The organism is Streptomyces sp. NPDC059455 (assembly GCF_042750115.1).
GTDB lineage: Bacteria > Actinomycetota > Actinomycetes > Streptomycetales > Streptomycetaceae > Streptomyces > Streptomyces endocoffeicus.
The window spans coordinates 28,296-30,138 of record NZ_JBHYVB010000146.1 but is presented as its reverse complement, the minus strand read 5'-3'; the positions used below and the strand labels follow the sequence as shown (position 1 = coordinate 30,138).

Genomic DNA, 1,843 nt, shown 5'->3' with positions numbered 1-1,843 from the left:
CGCGGGGGGTTCGCCGTGGTCTCCCGCGACATGGGCATGCGGGGGGCGCGGGCATTCCGCCGGGGGTGGTCGGGGGGGGCCCGCCGACCGGCGTTTTGGTGCGGGCGGGGGCCCCGCGGCGGCAGGCGCACGGCACGGTCAACGCCGACGGGTTCGGCGTCGGCTGGTACGCGTCGGACGACCCGGTGCCCGCGCGCTACCGCCGCGCCGGGCCCATCTGGGGCGATCTGTCCTTCGCCGACCTGGCCCGCGTGGTGCGCACGGGGGCGCTGATGGCCGCCGTAAGGGATGCCACCGAGGCGAGCGCGGACGGCGAGGCGGGCGCCTCGCCGTTCACCTCCGGGACCTGGCTGTTCAGCCACAACGGGGCGCTCCGCGACTGGCCGCACTCGGTCGCGGACCTCGCCGCCGCACTGCCACCGGCGGAGCTGCTCGGCCTGGAGGCGCGGTGCGACTCGGCGTTCGTCTGGGCGCTGGTGCTGCACCGGCTGCGGCTGGGCCACGCGCCGCCGGAGGCGCTGGCCGAGACCGTCGAGCGGCTCGCCGACGCCTCCCCCGACTCACGGCTCAATCTGCTGCTCATGGACGGGGAGACCATCGCCGCCACCGCCTGGGGCGACACGCTGTGGTACCTGGCCGATCCGGACCGGGGCGTGGTGGTGGCCTCCGAGCCGTACGACCAGGACCCCGGCTGGACCGAGGTCCCCGACCGCACCCTGCTCACCGCCACCCGCACCGATGTACTGCTCACCGCACTCAAGGAGGCTTCCCGTTGAGCCCCTTCACCGTCACCCGCACCCTGCCCGCCGATGCCACCACGACCGCGCTGCGCGCCGATGTGGCCGACGGGCTGACCAGCACCCCCAAACAGCTTCCGCCCAAGTGGTTCTACGACGCCCGGGGAAGCGCGCTCTTCGAAGAGATCACCCGGCTGCCCGAGTACTATCCGACCCGCGCCGAACGGGAGATCCTCGTCGCCCGCGCGGCGGAGATCGCCGACGCCACCGGGGCCCGCACCCTCGCCGAACTCGGCTCCGGCTCCTCCGAGAAGACCCACCACCTGATCCGGGCGCTGCCGGATCTGCGCGTCTACGTCCCCGTCGACGTGAGCGAGAGCGCGCTGGAAATGGCCGGGGAGGCACTGCTGGCCGAGCATCCACGGCTGATGGTGCACGCGCTGGTGGCCGACTTCATGAACGGGCTCGCGCTGCCCGACGACACCCCGGGGCCGAGGCTGCTGGCCTTCCTCGGGGGCACCATCGGCAATCTGCTGCCGGCGGAGCGGGCGGCCTTCTTCGCCTCGGTGAGCGAGCTGCTCGCGCCCGGCGACGCGCTGCTGCTCGGCACCGACCTGGTCAAGGACGAGGCCACGCTCGTCTCCGCCTACGACGACGCCCAAGGGGTCACCGCGGCGTTCAACAAGAACGTGCTGACGGTGCTCGACCGCGAACTGGGCGCCGACTTCGACCCCTCCGACTTCGACCACGTGGCGGTGTGGAACGCCGAGGAGGAGTGGATCGAGATGCGGCTGAGGGCCCGTAAGGAGCTCACCGCGAAGATCCCCGCCATGGATCTCGCGGTGCACTTCACGTCCGGGGAGGAGGTCCGCACCGAGGTGTCCGCCAAGTTCCGGGAGGAGAAGGTGCGGGCCGAACTGGCCGCCGCGGGGATGGAGTCGCGGCGCTGGTGGACCGACGCGGAGGGCCGCTTCGCGGTGTCGCTCGCCGTGCGCCGGTAACTCCTCGACGGAACGCGGCTCGGCCGCGCCCGGGACCATCGGTCGCGGGCCGCCGGACGCATTGCGGGGTGGCCCGTGACCGTGTGTCCCGCCCCGACCACCGAG

The 1,843-nt window shown here is 73.5% G+C and carries 2 protein-coding genes; both read left to right on the top strand.

Going from position 1 to position 1,843, the window contains the following annotated elements:
* Positions 1–53 precede the first annotated feature (53 nt).
* Positions 54–776 (top strand): ergothioneine biosynthesis protein EgtC, encoded by a 723-nt coding sequence (gene egtC, locus ACFXB5_RS37645; protein ID WP_385216884.1) that lies wholly within the window; start codon positions 54–56, stop codon positions 774–776.
* Complete coding sequence (egtD, locus tag ACFXB5_RS37640) at positions 773–1,738, top strand: L-histidine N(alpha)-methyltransferase (RefSeq protein ID WP_385216881.1); 966 nt, start codon at positions 773–775, stop codon at positions 1,736–1,738. The genes egtC and egtD overlap by 4 nt, the downstream gene beginning before the upstream one ends.
* The last annotated feature ends 105 nt before the right edge of the window (positions 1,739–1,843 follow it).